General features: G+C 33.6%; 2 protein-coding genes. Both read left to right on the top strand.

What is annotated here, in order from left to right; all coding sequences use genetic code 11:
- Window positions 1-173: 173 nt before the first annotated feature.
- Window positions 174-1,343, top strand: a complete 1,170-nt coding sequence (locus tag J2T59_RS10080) for a site-specific integrase (RefSeq protein WP_259135810.1) — start codon at window positions 174-176, stop codon at window positions 1,341-1,343.
- A 184-nt stretch (window positions 1,344-1,527) separates the two neighbouring features.
- On the top strand, window positions 1,528-3,981 hold the full coding sequence (locus J2T59_RS10075; protein WP_259135809.1) for a PAS domain S-box protein: 2,454 nt from the start codon (window positions 1,528-1,530) through the stop codon (window positions 3,979-3,981).
- The last annotated feature ends 285 nt before the right edge of the window (window positions 3,982-4,266 follow it).

Genomic DNA, 4,266 nt, shown 5'->3' with positions numbered 1-4,266 from the left:
TATATAAAATCAGAAACAAACTATATATAGTATTAAGCTAAACTGTAACTAAAAGCACAGGCTTGGTAATGTTTTACCGCACCCCGCCCGAGGCTCCTTAAAAACAATATCAAGCCTGATACTTTCACCCCGCTAACATCGGGACTAAATAGAATAAAAAGAAGGTATTAGGTATGAGTTTATATAACTTTAGAAAAAGAATAGAACATGCAGAAAAAAGAATTATTGATGCAGACTATTCACAGAAAAACAAAGATCTAATTTTTGAATTTGTAAACGTTCTGTATGCTGAAGGACTATCAGATGCACGTGTTTTAAAATATCTTAGCCAACTAAACCTTTTGGCTCAGATGTTTAATAAAGAATTTGATGAAGTAACACTTACAGACATGTATAGAGTAGTTGCTGAGATTGAACGATCTGATAGAAAACCTTGGACCAAACATGATTACAAGGTAGCTATAAAACGCTTTTTTAAGTGGTTGAACGGTGGTGAGGATCCAGATACAACCAAATGGATAAAAACTGCTATTAAACAGCATAATAAAATGTTACCTGAAGAACTCTTAACAGATGATGATATCAGAAATATGATCAATGCAGCTGATCATCCACGAGATAAAGCAATGATAGCATTTCTATATGATTCTGGAACACGTGTTGGAGAAATGGCCAGTATAAAGTTAAAGCATATTGCGTTTGATAAGTACGGGGCTACCGTAATGGTGAATGGTAAGACTGGTATGAGAAGAGTTAGGCTGATATTCAGCCCACCTTATGTCTCATCATGGTTAGCTATTCATCCCAACCGTGAAGATCCAAATACCAACCTGTGGGTTAATGTAGGTAACCGTGGTCGTGGAGTACCAATGGTCTATGGCAGTATCAGAATGGTCATTACGAGAACTGCAAAGAAAGCAGGTATCAAGAAAAGAGTGTATAATCACCTTTTCAGGCACTCAAGGGCCACAGAACTTGCTAATGTACTAACACAGGCACAGCTGGAATCACATTTAGGTTGGGTACATGGAACTGACATGTCTGCAACGTACATTCATTTGTCAGGTAAGTCCGTTGATGATGCACTATTGAACCAATATGGACTAAAAGGTAGTGATGAGGAAGATACTGGTCCTAAACTAGATCCCATAAAATGTCCACGTTGTAATACTACTAATGGACCAACTTCCGGTTTCTGTGCTAATTGTGGTATGACACTAACTCCTGAAGGTATGGTTAGCATACAGGACAGTGATGATGAAGTAATGACATTAATGATGGATGCCATAAAGAACAATCCTGAAATGATTATCAAGGCATTGCAGAATACCAATAAACAATGATTAATGAGTTCTAATTAATCATTACTTTTCAATTTTTATTGATGGATAAAAATACAAATTTTTGCAATAATACATGTTATTCTAATTTGACTGAATAAGTATACATTCATTTAGAAATCTTTATAATGTATCAAATCAGTCGTGCATGTGGGAGTATGAATTTTTTTAATGGCGTGAATTGATCATGATCCCACACTCTATCTCTAATCGATTGCATGAAGCTTATTCATATTGTCGAATAATATATGATGAACAGGGTAAACCTATTGACTATAAGTTTCTCGAAGTTAATCCCAAGTTTGAAGAAATGAGTGGCTTAAATGCTGAAGATATTATTGGGAAACGAGCAACTGAAGTATTCCCGAATATTAGGGATAAAGGTTCAGACTGGGTAGAGTTCTATGGTAATATTGTAAAGAATCAGGTAGAAGATGAGTTCGATTTCTTTTCAGTACCACTAAATAAATGGTATAAAGGTTTTGCATATTCGCCTTCAGAGGATCATTTCATTACATTATTCAATGATAATAAGCGGGAAAAGGAAGAAAAAGAACTTATTTTAAGATCGATCAATGATATAATATTACAAGTAGATGAAAATTATGTTTTCCAGAAAATGATTGCATCTAATGAGAACCTTTTGTTCTTTTCAAAAGATGAGTTTTTGGGTAAAAATATCAGTGACGTATTACCTGAATATTTTGCCTCAACTTTCATAAAAGCGTTTCAGAAAGCTAAGAGTACCGGAGAAAAACAAGTATTAGAATACCCTTCAATTTTTCAAGATGATAATAGGTGGTTTTTAGCCGAAATACAGTATCTGACTCTTTCCAAAGGTAAAAAGAACTATGTGATTAAGATATCAGATATTACCAAACTTAAAAGGACCGAGTCCGACCTAAATGCCGAAACAAGCCAATATCAACAAATAGTTAATAATTTTCCTGGTATTGCTTATCGCTGTAAGCTGGATAAGAACTGGACCATGCTTTTCATGAGCAGTGAAGTGGATGAAGTAAGTGGATATCGCTCAAGTGATTTTATCAATAATGCTGTGCGGACATATGAGAGTATTATATGTCCAGATGATAGGGATTATGTAGAGAAAAATATCCGAGAAGCAGCTCAACAACGGCAACCATGGGATATTAAATACAGAATTATACATAAGGATGGAGATATAAGGTGGGTACATGAAAAAGGTATAGCTATCCATGACAATAATGGGAATGTATCTTATCTTGATGGTCTAATTATTGATATCACTGAAAATAAAATAATGGAAGAACAGCTGCGTGAAAGCAAAGAACTATTTAACAAGGTGTTAGAGCTGAATCCAGATTCAATTTCTATCCATGACCGTGATATGAACATTATTTATAGTAATTGGAATGGTTTTGCAGCGGTTCCAGAAGAAAAACGTGTACTTTACAGTAAATGTTACAAGACATATCGAGGTTATAATGACATCTGTCCTGACTGCCAGGCATTAAAAGTATTCGAATCTAAAGAACTAATAGATACTCAAATGAAATTACCTGATGATAAATGGGTAAACCTACGAGTTATACCAGTGCTAAATAATGAAGGGGATGTTGATTATTTTATTGAATGGATAAGAGATATCACCGAAGAAAAGAAAGTTGAAAAAGAGATCAGAGATATAAAAGAAAAATATAGATCTGTTGTAACTCAATTGTCCGATATGCTCTTTTTACATGACCTGGATGGTAATATAATTGAGGTAAATAACTCAGCAATTGATAACTCAGGTTATTCTAAGGAAGAGTTACTTAATATGAAGGTATTTGATCTCCATCCTGATAAATTCAATCAAAATGATATAGTGGAACAATGGAGATCATGGCCAGTTGAACATCAATTCGTGCTCAACTTTAATCATAAACGCAAAGATGGAAGTATCTATCCAGTTGAAGTTCGTGGAAATAAAATTAAAATCTTAGATAATCATTATATTCTATCTTTAGTTCAGGACATCACAGAAAAGAAAAAGTTGGAAGAAGCTGAACGTAACCAGATAATTATAAATGAAATACATCATCGTGTAAAGAACAATTTACAGGTGATTAATAGTTTATTGAATATGCAGAGTAGAGTATTTCAAGATCAACCCATGGTAGTTGATGCATTAGAAGATAGCCAAAATAGAATTCGTACAATGTCACTAGCTCATGAGAAACTCTACAAGACAGATGTTGTAGGTAGTATAGAGTTATATGATTACATTAAAACACTAACTAACAGTATTAAAAAGACATATTATACCGAAGATACTAAGGTTAGTGTAGAGCTAGATATTGCAAAAATGTATCTTGATATGGATGTGGTAATACCTCTTGGTATTATTATCAATGAATGTGTCACAAATTCTTATAAACATGCATTTGTAGATCAAGATGAAGGTACAATTAAAATATCATTTAAGGAATCGGAAGATCACTATAAGATGGTAGTTCAAGATGATGGTATAGGAATTCCTGAAGACCTTGATTATATGAATCAAAATACACTTGGGTGTAAGATAATCGATTTACTTTCAAAGCAATTGCAAGGTGACCTAAAGCGTGATAATGTTGGTGGGACATGTTATACATTATTGATACCAAAGAATGATTGATGGTTTGGTAAACTATAGTTTTGATCTTTACAAGATAATTAAAACATGATAATATTGTGGTCATCGAGCATTATACTTGATAAACGGGAATTAAGTTTTAAGATAGAACTTTGTTACCATTTTTATTTAAAACTATTTTAACAACCCTTATTATTATAACATTTTGGGATTTTATGGCAGGTTAATATTTAATAAGTCGCTAAAGAATCTACATGTGCCACTGATTTCCCAGGTTCATCGTACCAGAACTGGATATCTTGGTTATGAAGGTCGGGATCAGTACCG

This window comes from Methanosalsum natronophilum, assembly GCF_024808815.1.
In the GTDB taxonomy this organism is placed as follows: domain Archaea; phylum Halobacteriota; class Methanosarcinia; order Methanosarcinales; family Methanosarcinaceae; genus Methanosalsum; species Methanosalsum natronophilum.
This window is presented reverse-complemented; position numbering and strand designations above follow the sequence as displayed.

Coding starts and splice junctions, on each gene's coding strand:
- J2T59_RS10080 (WP_259135810.1), top strand. CDS start 174: ATGAGTTTATATAACTTTAGAAAAAGAATAGAACATGCAGAAAAAAGA.
- J2T59_RS10075 (WP_259135809.1), top strand. CDS start 1,528: ATGATCCCACACTCTATCTCTAATCGATTGCATGAAGCTTATTCATAT.